Origin of the sequence: Vibrio sp. 1CM8B (genome assembly GCF_023161685.1) — a bacterium.
Classification (GTDB): domain Bacteria; phylum Pseudomonadota; class Gammaproteobacteria; order Enterobacterales; family Vibrionaceae; genus Vibrio; species Vibrio coralliirubri.
Genome location: NZ_JALNTU010000001.1, coordinates 193,624 through 218,325, shown reverse-complemented (window position 1 = coordinate 218,325; position 24,702 = coordinate 193,624). Strand labels below are relative to the sequence as shown.

At 45.0% G+C, this 24,702-nt stretch carries 20 protein-coding genes; 9 read left to right on the top strand and 11 right to left on the bottom strand.

Annotated features, from left to right (window positions below; all coding sequences use genetic code 11):
• Positions 1 to 136 precede the first annotated feature (136 nt).
• The gene (locus MSG36_RS00890) at positions 137 to 1,111 is read left to right on the top strand and encodes a L,D-transpeptidase family protein (RefSeq protein ID WP_048609811.1); all 975 of its coding nucleotides are present in this window, start codon (positions 137 to 139) and stop codon (positions 1,109 to 1,111) included.
• Positions 1,112 to 1,288: 177 nt separating this feature from the next.
• Here MSG36_RS00890 and MSG36_RS00885 read toward each other — a convergent pair whose 3' ends face one another.
• On the bottom strand, positions 1,289 to 1,555 hold the full coding sequence (locus tag MSG36_RS00885) for an Lpp/OprI family alanine-zipper lipoprotein (RefSeq protein WP_017061882.1): 267 nt from the start codon (positions 1,553 to 1,555) through the stop codon (positions 1,289 to 1,291).
• A gap of 361 nt (positions 1,556 to 1,916) precedes the next feature.
• Between MSG36_RS00885 and MSG36_RS00880 the strand changes: the two genes are divergently transcribed.
• Complete coding sequence (locus tag MSG36_RS00880) at positions 1,917 to 3,248, top strand: DEAD/DEAH box helicase (protein ID WP_048614610.1); 1,332 nt, start codon at positions 1,917 to 1,919, stop codon at positions 3,246 to 3,248.
• A 151-nt stretch (positions 3,249 to 3,399) separates the two neighbouring features.
• On the opposite strand, the gene MSG36_RS00875 is transcribed toward MSG36_RS00880, so the two are convergent.
• Positions 3,400 to 4,647 carry an SGNH/GDSL hydrolase family protein gene (locus MSG36_RS00875; RefSeq protein ID WP_248365825.1) on the bottom strand — a complete coding sequence of 416 codons (1,248 nt, stop codon included), beginning with the start codon at positions 4,645 to 4,647 and terminating at the stop codon, positions 3,400 to 3,402.
• A 482-nt stretch (positions 4,648 to 5,129) separates the two neighbouring features.
• Here MSG36_RS00875 and MSG36_RS00870 point away from each other — a divergent pair, with 482 nt between their 5' ends.
• Both MSG36_RS00870 and MSG36_RS00865 read left to right on the top strand, forming a co-directional pair.
• Entirely contained in the window at positions 5,130 to 6,071 is a 942-nt protein-coding gene (locus tag MSG36_RS00870; RefSeq protein ID WP_248365824.1) for a triacylglycerol lipase, read from the top strand.
• Between the two features lie 38 nt (positions 6,072 to 6,109).
• Positions 6,110 to 6,997 carry a lipase secretion chaperone gene (locus MSG36_RS00865; RefSeq protein ID WP_248365823.1) on the top strand — a complete coding sequence of 296 codons (888 nt, stop codon included), beginning with the start codon at positions 6,110 to 6,112 and terminating at the stop codon, positions 6,995 to 6,997.
• A 106-nt stretch (positions 6,998 to 7,103) separates the two neighbouring features.
• On the opposite strand, the gene MSG36_RS00860 is transcribed toward MSG36_RS00865, so the two are convergent.
• Positions 7,104 to 8,747 (bottom strand): methyl-accepting chemotaxis protein, encoded by a 1,644-nt coding sequence (locus tag MSG36_RS00860; RefSeq protein WP_248365821.1) that lies wholly within the window; start codon positions 8,745 to 8,747, stop codon positions 7,104 to 7,106.
• A 473-nt stretch (positions 8,748 to 9,220) separates the two neighbouring features.
• Between MSG36_RS00860 and MSG36_RS00855 the strand changes: the two genes are divergently transcribed.
• The 5 genes from MSG36_RS00855 to MSG36_RS00835 all read left to right on the top strand — a co-directional run bounded on the left by MSG36_RS00855 (position 9,221) and on the right by MSG36_RS00835 (position 15,283).
• Positions 9,221 to 10,042 carry a phosphate ABC transporter substrate-binding protein gene (locus tag MSG36_RS00855; RefSeq protein ID WP_048609800.1) on the top strand — a complete coding sequence of 274 codons (822 nt, stop codon included), beginning with the start codon at positions 9,221 to 9,223 and terminating at the stop codon, positions 10,040 to 10,042.
• 111 nt (positions 10,043 to 10,153) lie between these two features.
• Positions 10,154 to 11,083: a phosphate ABC transporter permease subunit PstC gene (gene pstC, locus MSG36_RS00850; protein WP_017064255.1), complete on the top strand. Its 930-nt coding sequence runs from the start codon at positions 10,154 to 10,156 to the stop codon at positions 11,081 to 11,083.
• Positions 11,084 to 11,098: 15 nt separating this feature from the next.
• Entirely contained in the window at positions 11,099 to 11,962 is an 864-nt protein-coding gene (gene pstA, locus MSG36_RS00845) for a phosphate ABC transporter permease PstA (RefSeq protein ID WP_017064256.1), read from the top strand.
• Positions 11,963 to 12,052: 90 nt separating this feature from the next.
• Positions 12,053 to 12,802, top strand: a complete 750-nt coding sequence (gene pstB / locus MSG36_RS00840; protein WP_004732036.1) for a phosphate ABC transporter ATP-binding protein PstB — start codon at positions 12,053 to 12,055, stop codon at positions 12,800 to 12,802.
• A gap of 336 nt (positions 12,803 to 13,138) precedes the next feature.
• The gene (locus tag MSG36_RS00835; protein WP_248365820.1) at positions 13,139 to 15,283 is read left to right on the top strand and encodes a GGDEF domain-containing protein; all 2,145 of its coding nucleotides are present in this window, start codon (positions 13,139 to 13,141) and stop codon (positions 15,281 to 15,283) included.
• Between the two features lie 115 nt (positions 15,284 to 15,398).
• On the opposite strand, the gene MSG36_RS00830 is transcribed toward MSG36_RS00835, so the two are convergent.
• From MSG36_RS00830 to MSG36_RS00795, 8 genes are all read right to left on the bottom strand, one after another.
• Positions 15,399 to 17,078 (bottom strand): BatD family protein, encoded by a 1,680-nt coding sequence (locus tag MSG36_RS00830; protein WP_248365819.1) that lies wholly within the window; start codon positions 17,076 to 17,078, stop codon positions 15,399 to 15,401.
• 2 nt (positions 17,079 to 17,080) lie between these two features.
• Entirely contained in the window at positions 17,081 to 18,991 is a 1,911-nt protein-coding gene (locus MSG36_RS00825) for a VWA domain-containing protein (RefSeq protein ID WP_248365818.1), read from the bottom strand.
• The gene (locus MSG36_RS00820; protein WP_248365817.1) at positions 18,984 to 19,991 is read right to left on the bottom strand and encodes a VWA domain-containing protein; all 1,008 of its coding nucleotides are present in this window, start codon (positions 19,989 to 19,991) and stop codon (positions 18,984 to 18,986) included. Before MSG36_RS00820 ends, MSG36_RS00825 begins: the two co-directional genes overlap by 8 nt.
• Entirely contained in the window at positions 19,984 to 20,469 is a 486-nt protein-coding gene (locus MSG36_RS00815; RefSeq protein WP_248365816.1) for a DUF4381 domain-containing protein, read from the bottom strand. The genes MSG36_RS00820 and MSG36_RS00815 overlap by 8 nt, the downstream gene beginning before the upstream one ends.
• A complete protein-coding gene (locus MSG36_RS00810; protein ID WP_050650974.1) occupies positions 20,466 to 21,392 on the bottom strand; it encodes a DUF58 domain-containing protein in 927 nt (308 codons plus the stop codon). Before MSG36_RS00810 ends, MSG36_RS00815 begins: the two co-directional genes overlap by 4 nt.
• Before the next feature lie 10 nt (positions 21,393 to 21,402).
• Positions 21,403 to 22,359, bottom strand: coding sequence for a MoxR family ATPase (locus MSG36_RS00805; protein WP_061016377.1), 957 nt, complete (start codon positions 22,357 to 22,359; stop codon positions 21,403 to 21,405).
• A 166-nt stretch (positions 22,360 to 22,525) separates the two neighbouring features.
• Entirely contained in the window at positions 22,526 to 23,155 is a 630-nt protein-coding gene (locus tag MSG36_RS00800; protein ID WP_248365814.1) for a hypothetical protein, read from the bottom strand.
• 140 nt (positions 23,156 to 23,295) lie between these two features.
• Positions 23,296 to 24,669: a hypothetical protein gene (locus MSG36_RS00795; protein WP_248365812.1), complete on the bottom strand. Its 1,374-nt coding sequence runs from the start codon at positions 24,667 to 24,669 to the stop codon at positions 23,296 to 23,298.
• Positions 24,670 to 24,702 lie beyond the last annotated feature (33 nt).

Here is a 24,702-nt window from a genome sequence, read left to right as displayed (position 1 = left end):
GGTTAATTGCAAGCGAATGAGAGGAAAAGGCTTACATATAAACTTGTTGCCTATCAGTTTCGAGACAACAATACGTTGTAGAGACGTTTGATCAGAGATAATCTAAACTTTGATAAAAGACAAACCAAGGATTTGTATGTCGCATTGCGCTAACTCGACGCCTTTACCGTCAATGAAAACACGACTTCACAGGGCGGTGTCGCTTGTTGTAAGAACTACTTTGCTTGCCAGCGGGATAGCTTCATCGTGGGTGTCTGCTGCAACCTTTGAATTGCCACCAACAGAAAGCCGCATTGTGGGCAGAATCCAGCAGCACGAAGTGGCGGCGGGCGAAACCTTGGCCATCATTGCCAAGCAATACGATATTGGTTTTCTCTCTTTAATGGCAGCCAACAAAGGGGTGGATCCTTTTCTCCCTGCCGAAGGCTATGTGTTAAGCATTCCAAGCCGCTTGATTCTACCTGATACTCCAAGAAAGGGGATCGTCATCAATCTTGCTGAGTTAAGGTTGTATTACTTTGAGCCCGAGAAAAATCAGGTTCATGTTTTCCCTGTCGGCATCGGTCGAGTGGGGCGCGATACTCCCGAGATGATCACCAAGATAAGCCAAAAAAGACCGAATCCAACATGGACGCCACCAAATTCAATCCGCAAAGAGTATCTTGAAAAAGGCATTGAATTACCGAGAGTGGTTCCCGCTGGGCCGGAAAATCCATTGGGTGAGTACGCTCTGAGGCTTGCTTATGGCGCTGGCGACTATTTGATCCATGGTACAAACAAAGACTTCGGGATAGGTTTACGAGTTAGCTCTGGTTGTATCCGAATGGAACCTAAAGACATTGAGTGGCTATTTGAGCAAGTGAACCGTGGTGAACAGGTCACTATTATCAATGAGCCGATTAAGGTGTCATTAGAACCAGATAGAAGTGTGTTTGTTGAAGCGCACGAACCATTAACTCGAAGTGACGGCTCAAAGAAATCATTACAGATCCCTGTGGAACTAAAATGGTGGCTTGAAGACGCAGAACTGCCAAATTCAAAGGCGAAAGCGGTTATCTTTGCTCAAAACGGCGTGCCTGTAGAGATAGCACCACCTGTGATTGAGTTTTAATTCGACTGCTTCTTCTGTAACAAGGGGCGTTTTATCTTTTCTCTACTCGAATCAATACCTTCTACTCGAATTGGTATCGCCCAAAAAAAGCACCACATCCCTAAAGAAGTGGTGCTGTCTATATACTGCTTTTTGCGACTTATTTAATCTACAGCTTAATCGCGATTAGATCTCAAACTACTTAGTGTAAGACTCAGCGATGTTATCGATACGTTCGTTAGCACGATCCGCTTCTTCTTTCGCTGCCATAGCGGCTGCTTCTGCTTCTTGAGCCTTCATTTCTGCTGCTGCTTTGTCACTCTTAAGTGCTTCAACTTCGCTTGTAAGTTGAGCCACTTGGTTAGTTAGTTGATCCATTTCTGACACTGCAGCTTCTTCTGGCTCTGAAGAACAACCGGCTAGAATGAAAACTGATGCTGCAGCTGCGATTAACGTCTTATTCATAAGAACTCCTTGCTTATTTATCATCAAAAGATGCGCTATACATTCTTTATCATATAGTCGCTTCATTAATGATTGTAGCGACTAATTTTTTAACTGCAAAAACAATAACTAAAGAAATTGCTAAATTTTTGAGGTAATTAGCTAAGTATCACGTTGTGTCTCATTTATGAGATGAAGGATTTAGAGACGACTTGAAGGTGTTTTGGGAGAGCTATCCCTTTGCTAGCAATGCATACAATGTTCTAGCTAAAGATAGATAAAGGGATAAATTTACTGTGATCTCTATCCTTATAAAGTACTTTCGCGGTATCATGTCACGTTAAATTAATTTTATTCAATACCATCATGACTGGAGAGTCCTTTGCACTTTAAAGATTTAGGCTTAGATAACCGCTTACTGAAGAACTTAAAACATTACGACTTCAAGAAGGCGACAGAGATCCAATCAAAAGCGATCCCTGTTGCTATTGCTGGTAAGGATCTATTGGCTTCATCAAAAACGGGATCAGGAAAAACATTGGCGTTTGTGTTGCCAATGATACATAAAGCATTAAAAACAAAAGCGTTTTCTGCTAAAGATCCTCGTGGTGTAATTTTGGCTCCTACTCGTGAGCTAGCGAAGCAAGTTTACGGCGAATTGCGTAGCATGCTTGGTGGTCTGTCTTATGAAGCGGCGCTTATCTTAGGTGGTGAGAACTTTAACGACCAAGTTAAAGCACTGCGTAAGTATCCTCGCTTTATCGTAGCGACGCCAGGTCGTCTTGCTGACCACCTAGAGCACCGCTCATTGTTCCTTGATGGTGTTGAAACGCTAATCCTTGATGAAGCAGACCGTATGCTTGATCTTGGTTTTGCTCCAGAACTGCGTCGTATTGCAAACGCAGCTAAGCACCGTCGTCGTCAAACGCTAATGTTCTCTGCAACGCTGGATCACGCGGAAGTGAACGGCATTGCCAATGAAATGCTAGACGCACCTAAGCGCATCTCGGTGGGTGTCTCTAACGAGCAGCACCTTGATATCACTCAGAAATTCTACCTATGTGATCACCTAGATCACAAAGAAGCGATTTTAGATCGTGTACTGGAAGAAGCTGAATACCGTCAGGTTATGATCTTCACAGCAACTCGTGCTGATACGGACCGCCTAACGGATAAGCTGAATGAGAAAAAGCTTAAAGCCGTTGCACTGAGCGGTAACTTAAACCAAACGCAGCGTAATGCGATCATGAGTCAGTTTGAGCGTGCGGTTTACAAGATTTTGGTTACAACCGATGTTGCTTCTCGTGGTATCGATATTCCAAACGTAAGCCACGTAATCAACTTTGATATGCCGAAGCACACCGAAGAGTACGTTCACCGTGTTGGTCGTACTGGCCGTGCAGGTAACAAAGGCGATGCAATCTCTTTGGTTGGTCCAAAAGACTGGGACAGCTTCAAGCGTGTTGAGCTTTACCTTCAACAAGATCTTACTTTCTCTCTGCTTGAAGGCCTAAAAGGTAAGTTCAAAGGTATTAAACCTCGTAAACCTGCGTTTGCTAAAGGCGGTCCGGCGAAGAAGAAAACCAACACTCAAGCGAAGAAAACGCCGAAGAAACCAGTTAAGCGTGATAAGAGCTTCCACCAGAATGTGGCAGTGGGCGATACCGTGTTTATCCCTAAGAAGAAAGTTGCACCAAAAACTGACGACGAGTAATCAACTCGCGTGAGTTAAAGCTGATGTTTACAAAAACACAGCTCCATAAATGCTAACGTAAATAAAAACCGCCTATCAAAGGCGGTTTTTTTGTATCTGACTTTTGTGTTTAAGAGATGCAGCCTCAGGTTACGGAGTTACTCTAAAGGCTTTAGAAATCAAAGGTAGAGAACGAGTACGCCAAGATATGGTCTGCGATGTATTTGTGAGTAGCCGTAGTTGGGTGCGTCACGCCCCAAAAGACATAACTGTCTGAACCATAGGTCGTACAATCATTGGTTAAGCTGTGGCTTTTCAGGTAGTCGGCCGCTGAGCTTCGATTGAGATCAAGACAAGCATCACTCGCGTTTCGAAAGCCATGTTGTTCTGGGTTATCGGTAATGCTGGCGAACAACGCACTCGCATCGAACAACACCACGTTTTTCCCCATACCTTGGTAATACTCGGCTTGAGCTTTGATGAACTGGTTGAATTCTAAGATCTTGCCACGAACTTTTATGATCTCTTGTTCGGTAGAGTATTTGAATTGAGGGGCTTTGGTTGCATCGGGTAAGGTGAACAGCAGGATATTGTTCGCACCGGATTCCGTTAAGCGGATCAGCGCGCTGCTAAAGTCAGCTTTTACATCGGCAACTTCTCGGTTGTAGTTCATGAAGTCATTGAGACCAAACTCTAAAGTAAATAGTGAGTTTTCCGGGCGATAGTTTTTGGCAACTTTCATGTAGGTTAGATAAGAGGTGACTTGATCATAAACACCAGTCAATGCTACGTATTGGTTGGTACCTGCTGCGCCGCCTACTGCCCAGTTATACAGAGGGACATCTTTCGCTTTTGCTAAGTACTCTGTCCAGACTAAACCATTCGAAAAGTGCCCTAAAAACCACGAATCTGCGTTAGGAAAAACCCATTGTGAGCCATTAAATAGATTACCAGTGTCGGACAGGCTATCACCAAAGGTTACAATACGGTTGATGCTATTGGCTTGAAAAGCGTTGTCGTTGGTCCAGATTGAGTGGTTGTAAGAGAAGCGATTGTCTGCCGCAAAATAGGTGATGTCGGCGGCGTCATGTTGGATGTCGAGTGTCTGTTCGCAACGCTGTTTGATTTCAGATTGAGGCGCATCACTGTAGAACATGTTTTTGAAAGAAACAGAAGACCACCAATATCCGTTGATCGTGTAGTAATCACCATTCTCTTTCTTTGCCCATTTCCAGTCGGTGGCTGGGGAGTCATGAGAGGCATCGGTTCGATACCAACATCTAACATATGAATAGGTCTCTGAGCCTTGTGTACTGAGTACTTGTGCAGATGTAATCGATTCTGGTGTTGGTATTGAGTCTTCAGCGGCATAAGCGCCAAAAGGCAGGGCTAACGTGAGTATTAAAGCCGTATTTTTCATCACTGTATTCTCTTTTATATTTAGATGAGCCAAACAAAAACGTTGTTGTTTGTTTCTTGCTGATAACTGGATAAGTAAATAACTGGTACGACCTATATCTAAAATTAATAATTAACGTCAATACATTCAGGATTGTGGTGTGTCGTTAATGGCATAAGTATCAAGTTTTCAACGAGTTTATGGTTGAAAAATACCTGTTTCCAAACGGTTATTTGTCGAAAAATTTTGGTTTATTGAGAATTTGGAATTGATATTTGAGTCGGGATATTGAATGAACAATCTCATTAATATTAACTAAATATTAATTTAATCAATTGCTTATGGTTTTATTTTTTATCACGATTCTGGTCGTCTGATGTTCATCGCAACTGTTTAATTCAAGTTCGCCATCACAAATATCAAATCGTTACTTTCTGTTTTATAAAATCATCATCTACGGTTCTTTTACTCATCAGAGGTCTAATCTGTTTAAGGAAAGAGCATTGAAAAAGATATTAATTTGGACGATAGCCTGCCTATCCAGTTTTGGCGTATATGCCGGAACGAGCGCATCAGCATTAGAAGCCAGCGGATACACTGAAACGAAATACCCCATTATGTTGGTACATGGTCTGTTTGGTTTCGATACATTAGCGGGCGTCGACTATTTTTATGGCGTACCTGAATCCCTAACTAAAGATGGTGCGAGCGTATATGTCGCTCAGGTCTCAGCAACCAACAGTTCTGAGGTCCGTGGTGAACAGTTACTCAGCCAAGTTGAAACGCTGTTAGCTGCAACAGGAGCAAGTAAGGTGAATCTGGTTGGTCATAGCCACGGTGGGCCTACGGCTCGTTATGTTGCGTCGGTTCGACCGGATTTTGTTGCTTCAGTGACCAGTATTGGCGGTGTGCATAAAGGTTCTAAGGTTGCTGATCTCGTTAGAGGGAACGTATCTGAAGGCTCAGTCACAGAAGGTATTGCGGTTAAATTAGCGGGTGGGTTAACGACACTGATTAACCTTTTATCTGGTGGAACGGATCTCGACCAAGACGGCCTCGCTTCTCTTGAAGCATTGACCACAGAAGGCTCGCTAGCATTCAACCAGTTTTACCCTGAGGGCGTTCCGACGTCTGAGTGTGGCGATGGTGAGTGGCAAGCAAGTAACGGCGTTTATTACTATTCATGGACAGGATCTTCCACTTTTACCAACCTTCTTGATCCTACCGACGGAGCCATGACAATCCTAGGCTTAGCTTTCAATGAACCTAATGACGGGTTAGTAGGGGCATGCAGCGCCCATTTGGGCAAAGTGATTGGTGATGATTACAAAATGAACCACCTAGATGAGATCAATGGGTTATTGGGGATTCACCACTTGTTTGAAACCGACCCTGTAACTCTATATCGTCAACATGCCAATCGATTGAAGTTGGCTGGTTTGTAGTCTGCAAAGCCGTTTAATAAGAAAACAAGGAAAGTATGATGAAAAAGACCGCCATTTTGTCGATAACCACGATAGCCCTGATGAGTACGGCGGCGGTCTTTTTATATCTAAATAATCAAGATACACATACTGACGACGAACAACGCGTCTCCGCATTGAAAGTTGCCTCTCAGAAAGATACCGACATCGATAACGCATCAGCCAAAGACATGATGGAATACTTCGTGTCCGGTAATACCGAACTAACCCTCGAAGATATTCGAGGCAATGTAGCAAAACACCACGAGCAATCATCAACAGCCGTGGTCGATGAAGCACTGTTTGCCAAATATCTAGAGTATAAGTCGGCACTGACATCGTTGGACGTACAATTCGATACCACATCCATTTCCACTGATGACCTACGCGCACTCAATCAAGCGCTCCTTAACCTTCAAGCTCAGTTTTTCAGTGAGAGCGAGATAAGTATTCTGTTTACGCATGACAACAGAATGAGAGAAATCGCCTTAGAAAAGTTACTTCTGAAACAGGAGGGATTAGAGGATGAAGAATACCAACAAAGACTTGAATCCTATCTATCTGAGCAACCCGATTATGTTCAGTCGAGTCACCAGAATCAGGTGTTACTCCAACAGCTCTCTAGCTCTGAAGGTCTCGATGAACAGGGTAAATACTTAAAGAGAAGCGAACTTATTGGTGAAGAAGCAACCCAAAGACTTGAAGCACTTGATAAACAAAGAGCGGCCTTTGAAGGCTCGTTAGAGGTCTACTTCGCAGAACGAAATGATGTTTTGAACGACTCAGCCTTATCAGAAACCGAACAACAAGAGACAATTGCGCAACTTCGGACAGAGCATTTCCTACCAGAACAGCTTAGAAGGGTAGAAGCGATTGAAAGAATTCGAGCGACTGAATCTGGTCAGTAGTGTCTAAAAGCGAAAAACCAGCCATGATGGCTGGTTTTTTGTTTATAGGCGAGTTCTAAAGAGCATACAGCTTGAATCTGTTGCCTTGAACTTCGTACCCTGAAGCTTAAACCTTAAAGTAGTCCAACTGCTGCTTCTGTTGCTCAGCTAGGTTAGATAGCTCGTGGCTTGCTGCAGCGGCTTGAGTAATGCCGGTTACGTTTTGGCTTACTAAGCTGTAGATATTTGAGATATTACGGTTGATGTCTGAGGTTACTTGGCTTTGCTCTTCAGCGGCAGAGGCAACCTGAGTATTAATCTCAGTCATGTCCGTTACCGAGTTAGCAATGCCTGAAAGCGCCGCGCTTACTTCACCTTCAAGAGTTTGGTTGTGTTCTAACATCGTCAGTGAGCTACTCATGCTTTCATTCGCGTTACCGGATTGAACCTGCAAACCTTCTATGATGGTTTGGATCTCTTTGGTTGAATCTTGTGTACGTGCCGCTAGCATTCGAACTTCATCAGCAACCACTGCAAAACCACGACCGCTTTCACCCGCGCGAGCGGCTTCAATTGCTGCGTTAAGCGCCAACAGGTTAGTTTGTTCAGAGATACTTTGAATCACCTCAATCACTTTACCAATCTGTTCAGAGTGCTCTTTTAGCGTACCCACAACATTTGCAGCTTCGCTTAGCTGAATCGCCATCTGTTCGTTAGCTTTGTTGCTTTCATTAAACAAGCTCATGCTGTGTGTCGCCATTTCGTCAGCTTGTTTAGACGCTGAGTCAGCTTGTACTGCGTTCTCATTAACGTGTGCTGCTGTGCTTTCTAATTGGTTTACAGCAGAAGCGACTTGCTCCACTTCTTGTTTCTCTTGGTCTGAGTTAACGCTTGATTGGGTCATTACCGCCGCTAACTCTGTCGACGCAGAAGCCACTTCGATACTGATTCGAGAAAGCGAGCTTACCGTGTCACGCAGCTGTTCAACAGACTGGTTTACGTCTTGAGCAAGGCGTGAGATTTCGTTGTCGCCATACTCTTCTGCTTTAACTAACAAATTACCTTTTGCTACTTCTCGCATGGTTTCTTGAATGTTGCTGATCGGCTTAACAATGATGCCAGCCAGCGTCCAACTGATAATTAGAGCTACAGACAGGATCACCAACAGTGCAATGGTCGCAGTAGTCAGCGTGCTAGCGTGTTGCTGGCCGTTGATGTCGACCTCTTGAGCGGCAAGCAAGTTCAGCTTCTTAGACAGAGTGTTGATCGCTTGCACCATTTCATTACCCGCATGTCGGTATTGGTCGATTGCGATCTGGTAGCGGTTTTCAAAATCTGACGAGAGTGACGCATCGCCGTGTTTCGCTCTTAATAGCGGAAGCATGGTGGTGCGAGAAAAGTCGACATAGTGATTCATCGCTTTGTTCATCGCTGCTACTTCATCTTGCATGCCTGGCACTGTGTCTAATGAATTCAGCAGGCGAGTATTTTGGTCGCGTTTTTGGTTTAGTGTTTCAACCAGTGTTTTTACGTCGTCAGCATTGAATAGGCTGTAAATTGCTTTGATACGCATGCCATAGCTGTTGTCGACGATTTCGCTGAGTTCTTCTTTATGTAGGATAAGTTGATCGGTTGCTGTTGATACATCTTTAAAAGCGCTTTCCAGTTTGTCACCACCGATAATGACACCCGTCAAAAGTAATACGACAGAAAAGAGTACTGGAATGAGAATTTGTATTTTTATAGATAAGCCACTGAGAAGTTGGCGCATGTAATGTCCTTCTTTGAATAAATAAATGAGCAGAAGCAATTGTTATTATTGTAATTAGCAGGTGATTCTAACTTCTGAGAATGACAATTCAATCAGTAATGAATTCGATTTTGATATATGAGATAGATATTTGATAAATTTTGAATATTTATTGTACAAACAAGGCTTTAGCCATTTTTAAGGTAGGGTTATTTGGCACAGAACCTTGTGTGGTATTAGGTAATAAAATAAAAGGGATGGCGAGATATTGAGCGGTTTAGCTTAAATAGGTTGGAATGAATTTTCGGTGCCTATGAGTGGGGCTAATTTATTACTTTAAGGCTATTTGGTAGGGGAGAAACAAGAAAATAAGTTGTAGTTGTCATATAGGCTTCAATTAAGTGAAACACAACTGTCATATTCAGATTCTAAAGTAGGCCTCGTTCAAGCAAAACACAACATTACGGCAATAACGCCACTAAAGGAAATTTGTGATGAAAAAGACAGTTATCGGTGCAATCGCACTACTAGGCGCTCTAACAGTGAATACAGCTTCAGCTAAAGAAACTATCTCTGTAGTTGGCTCTAACAGTGCTTCTCCACTGGTTGAAGTTTTTGCAGAAACCTACATGAATAAAGGCGAACCAGTGTTCATCGAAATTCAAGCACCAGGTTCTTCTGCAGGCATCAAAGCAGCAAAAAATGGAAGTGCTGACCTTGGTATCTCTTCTCGTGACCTAAAAGAAGAAGAGAAAACAGCTGACCTGAAAGAGCTAGTTATCGCTCGTGACGGTATCGCAGTTGTTGTTAACCCGAACAACGAAGTATCTGCTCTTACTGCTGAGCAAATCACTTCAATCTACAAAGGCGACATCACTAACTGGAAAGATGTTGGCGGTGCTGACAAGCCAATCGTAGCAATCACTCGTGATACTGCATCTGGTACACGTGGTGCATTCGAAGACATCATGAAGCTTAAGAAGAAGATTGGCGATAAGAAAGTATCGGCTATCTCTCAACGTGCACAAGTTGCAAACGGTAACGGCGCACTTAAAGTTTCTGTAGCAAGCAACCCATACGCTATCGGCTTTATCTCTCTAGGTACAGTTGACGAATCTGTTCAAGCTCTAACTATCGACGGCGCTGCTGCGACTGTAGACAACGTTAAGAACGGTTCTTACAAAGTTGCTCGTCCTTTCCTAGTTCTTTACAAAGATGGCGCTCCATCAGCTGAAACTCAACAATTCCTAGACTGGATGGTTGCAGACGAAGCTCAAGCTATCTCAGCTAAAAAAGGCTACATCACAGTTAACTAATCTTAACTGACTCAATCTTAATTATTGCTCAGCCTGCTTTAGGCTGAGCCTTTTCTTTCAACTTTGTTTATTTCGAGCTCTTATTGAGCCACAAAGTTTGAGATTTTATATATGACCATCGCAAATAGTGAAAAGCTTATGAATACTGAAGCGACTCAAATCAACAAGCCAAGTCTACGTGCTAAGAAGCGCATCGACTGGAGAGAAAGAATCTTCCACGGCTTGTTCTTATCGAGTGCTGTAATCGGCATCGTATCACTAGCCGTTATCGCTTACTTTATCGTTGCAGAGAGTATCCCTGCATTCCAAGAGGCTGGTGTTTCTGGCATCGTTCTGGGTGTTGACTGGTTACCTCCAGCTCTATTCGGTGTTGCAACCATGATTGTTGCATCGATTGTTTCGACACTTGGAGCTGTAGTTGTTGGTGTGCCAGTTGGTGTATTAACCGCTATTTTTATTGCTGAGATTGCTCCAAAGCGTCTTGCAGATATTATTCGACCAGCAGTTGAGCTTCTTGCGGGTATCCCGTCGGTAGTTTACGGCTTCTTCGGTCTAGTAATTATCGTTCCAATGATTCAGAACGTTTTCCAAGTACCAGCGGGTAACACTATCCTAGCGGGTATCATTGTTCTGGGTATCATGATTCTTCCTACCGTTATCACGGTTTCTGAAACTTCGATTCGTGCTGTACCTCGCACATACAAAGAAGGTTCACTTGCACTGGGTGCTTCGAAAATCTACACGATTTTTAAGCTACTCGTTCCTGCTGCACGTTCAGGCATTATGACTGGTGTGATTTTGGGTATTGGTCGCGCACTTGGCGAAACCATGGCAATCATCATGGTTATGGGTAACGCGCCAGCAATGCCAGAAGGCATTTTGGACTCTGCTCGTACGCTAACAGCAAACATTGCAATTGAAATGTCTTACGCAAGTGGCGTTCACGCTAACGCACTGTACGCAACAGGTGTTGTACTTCTAGTGTTCATCATGATGTTAAATGGTGCTCTACTTTATCTTAACCGTGAAAAAGCGAAGTAGGCGAGGATAAGTAATATGGATCGCGTAAAACTAAAACAAGCACGTCAAACCAAAGATAACATCCTAAAAGGTTTTATCTGGGCAGCTGCAGCTGTAACCGTTGGTTTCTTATTCTGGATTATTTGGTACATCCTATCGAACGGTCTGCAATACGTAGATTGGAACTTCATCACTGATGATTACACTCGTACTGGTGAAGAACGTGGTATTTTCCCAATGATCATTGCCACGATCTACATGGTAATTGCATCGATTGCGGTAGCCGCGCCACTAGGCATCATGACGGCGATATACCTAACTGAATATGCGAAAGTAGGTAGCCGATTGGTGAAAGTGATTCGATTCTGTACTGAGTCGTTAGCTGGTATCCCATCGATCATCTTTGGTCTGTTCGGTATGACCTTCTTTGTTTCGATTCTTGGTCTTGGCTTCTCGATTCTGTCGGGTGCACTAACGCTAAGTATCCTGATTCTTCCTGTAATCATTCGTACTACAGAAGAAGCATTGATGGCAGTGCCACAAACTTACCGCGAAGGCTCATATGGCCTTGGCGCTTCAAAAATCTACACTATCTGGCGTTTGATCTTACCAAGCGCAATGCCAGGTATCTTAACTTCGGTCATTCTTAGTATTGGTCGTGTAATTGGCGAATCAGCACCTGTATTTTTAACAGCAGGTATGGTGGCACGTGTTCCTGAGTCGGTATTCGATTCTGGCCGTACACTAACGGTTCACCTCTATAAGCTGACAACAGAGCTATTTACTATCGATGAGTGGAACCAAGCCTACGGCACGGCGACAGTCCTAATCGTACTGGTTCTCTTGATCAACATGGTTACAAAACTGATTGCGAGACGCTTCAACACGGCAACTTACTAAGCTCATTAGCTGGCTCATCAATAAAGAGAGCCCCCGTGATAAAGAAAGCATCAAGTTAGACACGAATTTAAGAATTTAGAGATTACGAACATGAACAAATTTGATATTGAGAACCTAGATCTGTTTTACGGCGACAACCAAGCGCTTAAATCTATCAACCTGCCAATTCCAACTCGTCAGGTTACGGCACTGATTGGCCCATCAGGTTGTGGTAAGTCAACGCTACTACGTTGCTTGAACCGCATGAATGACCTAATTGAAGGCGTTACTATCAAAGGTAAGCTGGATATGGATGGTACAAACATCTACGGCAATATTGATGTGGCTGACCTGCGTATTCGCGTAGGCATGGTATTCCAAAAGCCAAACCCATTCCCAATGAGCATCTACGAGAACGTGGCTTACGGCTTGCGTGCTCAAGGCATCAAAGACAAGAAGCACATTGATGAAGTAGTAGAAAGTTCACTGCGCAGTGCAGCACTTTGGGACGAAGTAAAAGACCGTCTTAAAGCACACGCATTTGGCTTGTCTGGTGGTCAGCAACAACGTCTATGTATCGCTCGTACAATTGCAATGGAACCGGATGTAATCCTGATGGATGAACCTACATCGGCTCTTGACCCAATCGCGACACACAAGATTGAAGAATTGATGGAAGACCTGAAGAAAGACTTCACTATCGTTATCGTAACGCACTCTATGCAGCAAGCGCGTCGTATTTCAGACCGTACTGCTTTCTTCCTAATGGGAGAGCTTGTAGAGCACAACGAAACAAGTGTTATCTTCAGCGAGCCAAAAGATGATCGTACTAAAGGTTACGTAAACGGTGACTTTGGTTAATTGATTAATCAAGTGCTGTGTTTGGCCTTTTAGCAAAACTAGCACGCTAACTGATACGCAGGTTAGATAATCGAATAGATCGACAGAATTATCACTATAACTATAAGCGATGGAAGTTTTGCCCCACTTTAGGTGGGGCTTTTTTATGCCTTTAAAAAAGTCCCAATGTCGATGAAATTTTGGGCAGGAAATCCCATTTTTGTAGTCCTTCTCATGCTTGTGATAATGTAAAAAGTGAAATTGCGACCCGCTTAACATCTCATTTTTAGTTACATTGATTGCATATCAAGGCTTCTGTATTTTTGCTGTATTCTCAATAGCCAACGGACGGAAGCTGTGCCTGTAAAAGCCTTTGCAAAACAAATATCTGCTACGCGTGATCACCGTTTATTGGCAGAGTCTCTTTTTGGCTATTTGGCTAAAATGCTTGCTCCAAAAGGGATAGGGATATTTGCTGAGCCGATACCGGAAAGCCATTCGTTGCCGTTGTTTTGTTACGGTGAATTAACCTCTCTTGAGAATTACCCCTCTACATTTTGGCCTTGGGTTTCACAGTTCGACACCGCAGACGGTGTTTTACCTATGGCAATCAATACCTGTAACTGGGATCACATAAAAGTGCTCGGTGGGGAGTCGTTCATCATGATGCTCGACAATGCGCCTGCCTGTAGAACTTATTTAATTGTTCAAAATTGCGATGCCGAAAAGATCAATCAAACCTTCGACCAAGATCTAGATGTTCTTCAACTTGCAGCCGCTCGCTGGCAGTGTATTCGTGCTGAGAAGAACGCGGCACTTGAGATCAAACACAGAGACACACGTGAAGCTCAATACCTTGATGAGATTAAGCTTCGTGAATTGTTTGTCGAGAACATGAAGCTAGTTCATCAGGTGGCGTTAGAGCTTTCTAATCCCGAAACTTTAGATGCACTCTATAAAGCATCAGTAGAAGCCGTACGCGATCGCCTAGGCTTTGATCGTGCGATCTTCATGTTGCTTGATATGAAAAAGCGTTGCTTTAGTGGTACTTACGGCACTGACGAAACGGGTAAAACCAACAGCGAACATCATACTCAATATGATTTACACCAGCTTGAAGCCGAATACATTGAGGCACTGTCTGACAACCACACCAACTTAGTCATTATTGAACAAGCGCCACTCTACACCGAAGGCAAGGTGGTGGGGCAGGGCTGGAATGGGATGCTTATCTTGCGTGAAGGGGATAAACCGGTCGGCTGGATTGCGATGGATAACTACATCCACCGTTCACCCATTACCAATTATCAAAAGCAGATGCTTGAGTCCTTCGGCTCGCTGCTCTCTCAGATATACATTCGTAAACGCCAAGAGCAGAACATACGCATGCTGCACTCGAGCATGGTGGAGTTGTCTCGCTGCGACAGTGTTAGTGAGGTGTGTAAGTCTGCGGTTAGCTTTGCTATTCAACACCTAGGCATCGACCGATTGGCGGTTTTCCTGACGGATAAGAATTGCAGCTACATGCAAGGTACATGGGGCACCGACATAAAAGGCGATATTGTCGACGAGTCCTACTATCGTTCAGAGCTGGTGGAGCGCAACATTGTTTCAGCGGCTCGCGCTTGTCCTAATCAAGTCGCATTTGAAGAATCAGTGCCAATTTATCATGACTTTAATATTGTTGGGGTAGGTTGGACGGCAATGACCATGCTCACCACCAATACAGGTGAGCCGATTGCGTTTATCGCTGCTGATAACCTATTAACTCGCAGTCCCTTAACTTCCCAGCTTCGCGAAGTGATTCGTATCTTTGCCTCTAGCCTCGCAGAGGTGTTGCAAAGAACCATGGCGCAAGAGGAGCTTAAAAAGCTCAATGAAACGCTTGAGCAAGAGGTCAGTAAACGCACTCAAGAGCTTGAACGAGCCAATGAACAGTTGGATATCATTTCTAAATTAGACCCGCTGACGCGCCTCGGAAATCGTCGTATGTTGTCGCAAGTGTTAGAAGATTTGAACTGCGACGATCAAGGTGCGTTTGCCACACAACATGAAGTCACATTTGGATTGATCCTTGTCGACCTCGACCACTTTGGTTTGTACAACAGTGTTTATGGCCATACCGAAGGTGACGCTGCTTTACGCTCGATAGGTAAGATACTGAATAACCATGTATACGATGAGCAAGAGACTTTCTGTCGTATTGGGGGAGAGGAGTTTATGTTGTTGATGATCGGCACCAACCACTCTGAGACCAAGCGGCGAGCAGAGTCGATCAGAAAATGCATTGAAGAGGCGAAGATCCTCCATTGTGAAAGCAGTACCAGCCAGTATCTAACCGCGTCTGTCGGGTATGCCTCGATAACTTCTGATCAGCGCCAGTTTGACTTCGACCTACTGTATGGCAAGGCAGACAAAGCCTTGTATCAAGCCAAAGACTCTGGGAGAAATCGAATCGTTTCTGCTTTAAAGCGTAAAAAGGTCGCAGTTTTAATTTCTTAGTGTGGTATCTGTTTTTTCCTAACGCAAAAGAATGAAGCCGTGATGATCACTATGTGGTCATCACGGCTTCGTTCTTTTTTTACTTAGATTTATGCTTACTTAGATTGCTAGTTAACTAAAGCTTTTCCAATGTGCTCCTGCGTGCTTTGCTTGTGACCCGCTTTGGCTTCTTAATTGCTTTGATTGCTTCAGAAGGATCCCATGATTGACTTGGTGAATCAGCTTCAGCATAGAGGCTTTGGTTGAGCTTGCTTAGCTCGGCTTCGACGGCTTCTAACGTTTCATCATCCAAGTGTGGGTTTTCAGCTTTCCACTGTTCATACAAGGTTCTGGTCATCACGCCATCTTTCGTTTTCAGCGCTTCAATCAGAGCGTCTGCCGTATCTGATTGACGTTCAACTATGTGTGTTGGTTTTGTCGTTACACCACGTCGTGACCAGAAATAGAAAGCCATCGCTGAGCTGATTACCCATAAAGCAGCAAACAGAGCGGTGAGATAAGGCCAGATCCCAGGGCTATCTACAGTTACAACCGTCGGACTTACTTGTTGGGCGGGCGTAGCAGTTACTGGTGGAGTGCTTGACGCTGCGCGATCACTTGCTTTTACCGCTAACTCTAGCCCCTGCGCTTTGCTTGTTTGTTCTGATTGCAAATCGGTGTTAAACCAAGCTTGAGACACATCAGGAAGCGAGATGTTTCCTGCCTCTTTCGGAATCAAGACTTGCTTGTAAACAACGACAGAATCACCTGACTGAGTTGTGCCAAATTGCGGCTTCTCTTCATAAACACGTACCGAATTAGGGTAGGTGATATTCAGTTTTGGCAGCTGGTGTTGCGTTAAGTTGCTAGCCGTCATGGTTATGGTACGAGTTAACGAATCACCCGCTTCCATTTCAATGGTTTGGTTGTCGCCTTCTAAACCATTACTATTTCCCAGTTGATTGCCTTGGCTATCTGACCATTGTTGAATCAGTTTGAAGTTTGATGTTGGTAACCACTCACCTTGGTAGCCTTTTGGCACCTCTTTGACGGTGACATCTAAGGTTTCAACGGGCGTGTCGAGCTGGAACAGACGCGTTGCACTGGAGTTGTTGGTTGAGTAAACAACGGCTCCAGTCAGCTTCGGTCCATTCAGCTTAAACTGTCCGGCCTTTTGTGAAGAGATACGGAAAGACTGTTGAACTACCGTCACCTCTTGTCCATTGAGAACATCTTGAAATTGCTTCGATTCACCAATAGGTTCCACATCTAAGCCCGGCGAGCTCGGTGGCGCTATTTTAGGATCTTGCAGCCTTCTTGGGTCAGCTTTGATGATGAGTTTTACATCAAGCTCAGCCACTTCTTGTGGGTACAGCGAGTTCTTGCTGAGATTAAGCTGGAACTCTGCCATATCATGTTGAGTTGGAGCGGCTTTGTTAATTGCAACATTGATGGTGATAGGCTGAGTTTTCGCCCCTTCAATATCGAAGCTAGGAATCTGGATCTTGCCTAAACGCAGAGGAGCAAGGCTGATGTTCCATTCACTTGACACCGAACGGCTGCCATTGACGATTCGCATCGATGACCCAAAGTTTGGTGTGCCGACATAGAAATCCTGCTGGAGCGCTGTTAGATCTAGAGCATCAGAAGAGACCTTTTCATCGGTTGCGACTCTAAGAAGGAAGACTTCATCTTTGGTGACACTGTTATGTGAAACACTCGCCACGGCGTTGGCAGCCAATACTGAGAAGGACGAGAAAGCTCCCAACAACAATGTTAGGAGTACGGATAAAAATGGCTTGTTTAGAAATCGCATGGTTACCACTTTTTGTTCTGGTTGTTAGGAGCACTTTTTTGTCGTGCTTGTAAAATCATTTGAGCTTTAAGTAGTTGGCTCGGGTCACGGGCGCTTTCTACTTGCTCAAGTTTTCGCATGTCAGGGTCGCTCGACAGAGGTTGATCTGAGGTTTGTGCTACAGCTTGCTGACCACTTTGCTCACCATCTTCTTTTGAAGCTGGTTGTGCGCTAGCATTTTCAGGTGTAGTGCCTTCTTGATCACTCTGCTTCGGCTGATCACTCTTACTTTGTTGAGTGGCTTGCTTGTCGTCTTGTTGAGACTTTTCAGAGTCAGAGTGATTTTCAGGTTGGCCTTGAGCTGAGTTTTGATCTTGGCTACCACGTTGATCTTGGTTACTGCTTTGATCTTGTGACTTGCCGTTGTCAGCAGAGTTTTGTTGTTGATCCTGAGAGCTTTGCGAAGAATCATTTTGCTGACCTTGCTGACCTTGCTGACCTTGCTGACCTTGCTGACCTTGCTGACCTTGCTGATTTTGGTCTTTCTGGTCTTTGGAGTCAGAATCGTCTTGCTGTTGCTGTTGCTGTTGCTGTTGCTGTTGCTTCTGAGCCTGTTCGACAATCTCTAGGTTCTTCTTCGCATAAGCATGCTCAGGGTTGCTTTCAAGAATACGTTGATACTCTTGTATCGCTTGGTCGTACTTACCTTGTTGGGCTTGGGCGTTAGCAAGGTTGTAGCGAGCATCTTCACCAGAAAGGTCTTGCAGCGTCTGCTCTGCGGCTTCGAAATCACCGGCTTTGTATTGAGCAATGCCTTTCCACTCTTGCTGGGTGAACTGTTCAGCAGCTTGTTGGAAGTCCTCGTCCTGATACAGCTGATAGCCTACTTGATCATCGGTTTTCCACGGGTTCGCAAACGCAGTATTTGGTTGGCTAATAGAGATCACTCCGGCTAAAGCGCACCAAATAACCCCTTTCCTGAATAATCCAAGTGCGGGAAGTAATAGCAAAGGCAGTAACCAGAAACCGTTGTTCACTCTGGTGTTGAGTGAGTTTTTGGTCTTGGTGACTTCTGATGTTGTTGCAACGCGGTCGAGGTAACTCGCGATGTGTTCAACATCTGAGTTATCAAATTGAACTTCAGTGAACGTGCCACCATAGCTGCGTGTAAGCTCGCGCATGTTCTTCAAGTTGGTTCTTGCCACCACGGTTTGTCCTGAGTCGCTTTGTAGCATCGACCCCGTAGGTAACGAGATTGGCGCACCGTTTTCACTCCCTACAGCTAGAATCGACAATGTCCAATCGTTGCCAGAGAGTAGCGAGTCGATCTGTTTCTTCTCTTGAGCATCAATATCGTCAGCAATTAGCACTAGATCGCCTTGGTAGATATGAGCGCGAGTCATCATATCAATCGCAAGCTTAACGGCTGATGCGGCATCACCGCCTTGATAAGGCATGATATCTGGCGATAGGTTAGGGACTAGGTTCTTGATGGTGTTGATGTCTGACGTTAGCGGGCTAATGGTGTAAGCATCTCCAGCATACGCCACCATGCCTGTTAGCCCCTCCTTCCATAATGAAAGCAGATCCAGAGCCTTGTATCGGGCTTGAGTTAATCGATTCGGCTTAATATCGGTGGCATACATAGACATCGACATATCCATGATCACAACTCGTGCCTGCGTTTTTTCAAAGCTAGGCTGTTCGTTTTTCTCGAAGCTTGGTCCAGCTAGCGCAATAACGCCGACCAGCCACCAAATACCGAAGTAAGTACTGCGATTTTTCGACGGCTTACTCGATTCTGGCGCCAAGTATCGAGCGATGTGTGACGCGAGTAATCCTTGCTTGGATTGTGTCTTGCTCAGCCACCAAATAGCGGGCAGCACGGCAAGCGCCAAGAACCAATATGGGTAGATAAAATTAAAGTTAGACATTGTTTCTCCTAATGGCTAACAGCATAAATGCGAAGAACATTGCCGCCGACAGTGGCCACACAAACCATTCTTGTTGTGGTCGCCAGATCTTAGTAGCGTTCGTCACGGGTTCTAACTGGTTGATGGTGTCGTAAATCGTCGCTAGCTCTTTGCTGTCACGCGCACGGAAGTACTGACCGCCAGTGCGCTTGGCAATTTCCATTAGTGTGCGTTCATCCAAATCTTGAGCAGTATTAACCTTACGCGTCATGAAGAACTCTTTGACCATCATCTCGCCTGCACCGACACCCACGGTGTAAATCGTCGCGTCGTATTTCTTTGCAATATCCGCCGCTTCTAATGGGTCTAATACCCCGGCCGTATTACTGCCGTCGCTGAGTAGAATCATTACACGTTGAGGGGCATCGCTGTCGACAAAGGTTTTGGTGGCAAGGCCAATACCATCACCAATCGCGGTTTGAGTACCGATAAGCTTTAACACCGCTTGATTGAGCTGTTGTGAAAGCGTATCTCTATCTAGCGTAAGCGGCGTCTGCAAGTAGGCGTGATCAGCAAATAGCACAAGGCCCACTCGGTCACCTTTACGACGCTCGATAAAGTCACTCAATACGCGTTTCACAGCCGACAAGCGATCGATGTATTCGCCATTGAACTGCATGTCTTCTTGGCTCATCGAATAGGAGAGGTCGACAACTAACATTAAATCACGATGCTTCGGCTGAAACTCCACCGGTTCGCCATACCATACAGGGCGTGCGCTCGCCGTAACCAACAGAAGCCAGATAATCACGGACAACGCCTTTGGTAAGCGACTGCTCGGTGTTTTGGTATTGCTGTCTTCTGGCAGAAATGGAAGCCTTAGGGCATTGCTTGATTCTGACTTTGGTGAGAACAGGTAAACGAGCAACGGCAGTGGCGCGATGAAGAACATCCACCACCAAACGAACTCGATGTTTAGCAAGTCCCTGCTTAGAAACATAGTGCTTAGAAAATCACTCATAATGACCTCGCTTAGGAGGAAGGGCTTTACGAAGCCAAGTTTCGCAGTCATTAACCAATTGCTGTTGAGCCTTTTTCTGTTCGTCGTTCATTAAGGCGGCATCTTGATAGAGCGCTTGTTGCCACTGGGATTGTTTTGCGGCGAACAACGGCTTCGCTAATTGCGCATCTAAGAACTCCAACCAATCATTACCAGACAAGCCTGCAATTTTTTCACGAGGGAAATAGCCCAGAGCTGCCTGACGAACGATGTCTTGAGCTTTGCTCGGAGACAAGCCATCTTGGGACTGACTATTACTAAAGTAGGACAGCGCTTCTTGCTTCGCCTGTTGATTGTTTTTTCTGCGTTTTACAATAAAAAACACCAAGGCAATCAGGACAATGGCTGTGATAATCACTACCCACCAGCCCCACGCCAAAGGCCACCAAGTCGGTGCGTCTGGCGCAATAACCGGACTTAAATCTAAGGGCTGTTTCATGACTGAGCTCCTGATATCTGGCTCATGAGTGACTGCGCACTCGACAGCGAGCTATAAGGTATCGCGAGAGACAACCCCATCTGTTGCAGCTGCTGTTTCTTAAGCGAAAAAGCATGGTTAAGCTTTTGCTTTTCTTTATTAGAAGAGAAATTAAACCATTGAGTTTTGCTGCCATCGGTGACCTGTTTAGAACCTTTATAGGCGGTTTCACCTTGCTCTAGCGGATCGTAGAAATGCACCAGACGTACTCTGTTGTGTCGGCGAATTTGACTGATAAGTGAGTAGTCACTTTCTTGGTAACGCACAAAGTCACTGAGCATAATAATATCGCTTCCTTTAGGGCAAAGCTGGTGCAGAGATTTCAGTCCATGCTCTAAGGTCGTGTCATTATGATTGTCGTGATTAGACAGTGCCGCATTGTTGATTTCTATGACTTTTTGCAAAATACGCAGTGGAGCATGGTTGCTTGCACTTGGCTTAATCTCAATGACCTCTTTGCCAGTATCGATCACCGCGCCAATTCGGTCTTTTTGAGCCACAGTGAGCCAGCACAGTTGGCTAGCAAAGTGTGCAAGTTGAACCGATTTCAGCAATAAGGTTGAGCCAAAAATCATACTGCTTGAAAGGTCTAAGAACAGAATGACAGGTTGCTCCCTTTCTTCAGAGAACAATTTGGTATGCGCCTTGCCCGTTCTCGCCGTCACACGCCAATCTATGCTGCGAATGTCATCTCCCGCTTGATACTGACGAACTTCAGAGAAATTCATCCCACGACCTTTGCGGTTGCTCTCGTGTTGACCGTTAAGTTGCGACCAAAGGCTCTTGGCTGGAGGCAACCAGCGAACAGACTGCGCTTTATATTGCAGTAGCTCATCTAGATTCAACGTGACGCCGTCACTATGGTTGGGTAGTTGATTATTCATGCGCGTATCCCTATGCGCTGCCAACCAATGAAATAAGGTGTGCGATCACTTGGTTTGCGGTGACACCTTCAGCTTGTGCGTGGTAGCTGCGCAGTAGACGGTGGCGTAACACAGGGAATGCCATCGCTTGAACGTCTTGTGGAGTGACGTAATCTCGTCCTGCAAGCCAAGCGTGAGCGCGGGCACAACGGTCTAACGCAATGGTTGCACGCGGGCTGACACCCATGTCTAACCATTGATCAAGTTGGTCACTGTATTGCTTAGGTTGGCGAGTCGCCATTACCAGTCTGATGATGTACTGCTCAATGGTGTCTGCCATGTGAATGTTGAGCACTTCTTGGCGCGCTTCAAAGATCGTTTGCTGAGATATTTCTTGTGGCTGAGTTGATCCGTTGCCTTGAGCCTCACCACGGTTGAGTCGTAAGATCTCAAGCTCGCTTTCCATATCTGGGTATTCAACTTCTAGGTGAAGTAAGAAACGGTCTAACTGAGCTTCCGGCAGCGGATAAGTCCCTTCTTGTTCAATCGGGTTCTGTGTTGCCATGACCAAGAATAGCTCAGGCAGCGCATAGGTTTTTCGACCGGCAGTCACTTGTTTTTCTGCCATCGCTTCCAGCATTGCCGCTTGAACTTTCGCCGGAGCTCGGTTGATCTCATCCGCTAGAATCAGTGAGTTGAAAATCGGGCCTGATTGGAAGGTGAACTCTCCAGTTTCAGGACGAAAAATGTCGGTACCCGTCAAATCAGCAGGCAACAGATCGGGAGTGAATTGAATACGGTGGAAATCCCCTTCAACGCAATCAGCGAGTGATTTGACTGCTCGGGTCTTCGCTAACCCCGGTGGACCTTCAACAAGAATATGACCATCAGCAAGTAGTGCGATCATCAGTTGCTTGACGAGCTCTTGCTGACCAATGATTTGAGACTCTAAATAGTTTTGAAGGACTTCGAAATTTGATTTGTGCATTTTGGACTCTCTGGGTATCCATTTGATTTTTATTTTGAGTATTGGTCACTGATTTCGAGGAAAAAGTTCCAGTACATTTGCGTAATTTATTTTTCCAAAATTGAAAAGATTTACAAGTGTTTAGCCACAACACAGCTAGTCTCAATGAGTTTTACCATAGTCAGACTTAAAAGGCGTGTTTTAGTGTTAACCAGAAGTTGTCGTCTTCATCGGTATTTATCGCCATGCTCGTCTCCTTGGTTATGTTGTGCCCAAGTTGTGTCACGAGTTCAAACAAGCGAATCTTTCGTCCATTTACGCTGTAGGTATATTGAGGTACCAAATTGACGAACCAGTCGTCGGCGACCTGCCAGCGAATGAAAGTATATAAGGTCATGATCGACGTATTTGGAAATAGTGTTTTTTGAGCTTTCTTATCGTCTGTCCAGGTTTCGCCGTATAAAAGGGCTGGGTTGATTCTAAGCTTATCTGATATAGGGACTATCTGGATTGCGCCAACAGAAGCTCGGTTAACGGGAATTGCATTGGCATTGTTGCGCTGCATATCGACAAACAATCCTGTCCCACTTTGTTTATAGATTGAAAAGTGGCGCAAGTGTACGGTTTCAAAATCGTCTTTAAATTGAATGAAGCTGTTGTGACCCAAAGCACTGTCGGGGCTGTTGAATCCAAATTGTGCTATAGCGCCATATCCATTGGTTCCGGTTCGTATCCCCAGAAATGACGTTAGTGCTGTAGGATCGTCAAGGTCTTCGACTTGTTTTGATTTTAAAGTGGGTGATGCTTGTGCCGTCATTATTACGGAAAGAACGGCAAGACATAATATTAGCTTGGGTAGCATGACAACCTCAGAAATTGATGGTATTCGGTCATAGATGGCAGGCGGGGAACCTGCCATTTCATAGTTTTATTAATTGGTTATTCAGATGGAGAGTATTACCCCGAGCAAGGAATCATGAGCTCGAAGTTGTTGGTCGTGGTGTAGAAGGTTCTTGGGTAGTATTCCCCCATCACAGGGGCAATATCTTTATCTTGTTGGATATTTTGTATGGCGTGGCTGAATTCTGGCGCTGCGAGCATGTGACGAATTTGAACAATGGATGCATCTTTATCAATAATACCATCGCCATCATCGGCCATTGGTAACCAGCCTACACCGCACTGGGCAAAGGCATTACGTGGCCTATCGGCCGCGCGACTTACGGCGATGGTGTAATACCCATCTTTGTCCACTGGAATCGCTTCATCGTACAGGCAGTCGTTTACTTTGGTTACAGCGAAGCCTTTATTCGAGCAAACCGACCAATAACGAAGGTCACCTCTGGTCATTATCTTTTCGCCATGGAAAGTTTTTGGCGTCACTGGCGCTTTGGCTCTGAGCACGAATACTGGGCCATGTTTTCGGTTTACGACGGTTCTTATATAGTTGTTATCTAGGTTGGGATAGAAGCCACCGGTACTACGTCGAGCTTCTGGATTTATTTGCCCTGTATAGATGCCTAATAAGCTTTTGCGATCTAACTGAATATGCCATGTAGATGGATTTGTCGCAGGGAAACCCGCGGGTTTGTTGGGTTGTGTAACTAACTCTCGGTATTTCTCGACTGGGATTCCTAGCGCATTCAACTGAGCTTTTAAGGGTTGTGAACTTTGCAGAGAATCGCACGCTTCCTGTCCACGCAGTTCTTTTCCTGAAGCAAGAGTGACCACTGGTTGCGGTAATGCAGTGTTCCCTGTGCCATCAGTGTTTTCATCTCTTGCATAGATACGGTAAATGACCACCTGCTGATTGGCTGAGGACTTCGGCGTATGCAACTCATCCATTTCAACACCATCACGTATTTGGCCTGCGGTGTAATCGGTTTTTGGTTGAGAGTTGAGAATATTGATTTGATAGCTTCTAAGAACGCTGTCACGTTGACTCTGCTCCCTGAAAGGGTTCACGCTGCTTTGGCTAGGTTTGATCATATAATCCGGTAAGGATTGCACTGGCCTTCCACGATCATCATAGCTAATGAACGACATGTAGCGAGAATGTGGGAATTGTCCCTCTAACCTTAGTTTGGCACCATCCGGTACTGTAAAAGCTGCTCCCCAATATTTGACCGCAGCATCGGGGTAGGCAACGTTGATATATGGGTCTGCAGATACGGGGCCATAACGGAAGAAGCATGTTCTTTCGCCGGGGATCCCCCCAAACTTATCGTTGGCTATTGAGATCGTACTCCAACTAGCGCAGGTAATTAAAACTGTTGCTATAGAGCCTTTAATGAGCCAGCGGCTCAATGTGATTACGCATGGTATTTGCATTCTTGAATCCTCGTTTCACGACCTTGTGGTTTT